Source organism: Thermococcus sp. CX2, assembly GCF_012027555.1.
Lineage (GTDB): Archaea > Methanobacteriota_B > Thermococci > Thermococcales > Thermococcaceae > Thermococcus.
In genome coordinates this window covers 1-385 of the sequence record NZ_SNUQ01000013.1, presented here as the reverse complement: position 1 = coordinate 385, position 385 = coordinate 1, and the positions used below count along the sequence as shown (strand labels likewise).

1 protein-coding gene is annotated in these 385 nt (G+C 47.0%); it reads left to right on the top strand.

Translation table 11 applies throughout. From position 1 onward, the window contains the following. Positions 1 to 139: 139 nt before the first annotated feature. Positions 140 to 385: signal recognition particle receptor subunit alpha (locus E3E23_RS09915; RefSeq protein WP_206205717.1), on the top strand; the 246-nt coding region annotated here is incomplete at its 3' end.

The following is a 385-nucleotide window of genomic DNA, read 5'->3' as shown; positions in this document are numbered from 1 at the left end:
AGGTCATTGCCCTCAAAATCGACGATCACCAAAATTACCTTAGACATCCAGTCAAAATCGGCAGAGGACGAAAGGCACTTCACCTCCAGAACCTAACCTTTTATAAGTCCAGAATCCCCCTAATGAGTGGGGAGAGAACATGGCACTTGAAAAGTTGGGGAAGGCTCTTAACGACGCCCTTAGAAAACTCGCGAGGGCGAGAACCGTTGATGAGGCTACCATCAAGGAAGTTGTGCGAGACATTCAGAGGGCACTCATACAGGCCGATGTAAACGTCAGGTTAGTCCTTCAACTCACAAAAACCATTGAAAAAAGGGCTTTGGAGGAGAAACCTCCGGCAGGAGTCAGTCCAAAGGAACACATTATCAAAATAGTCTACGAAGAG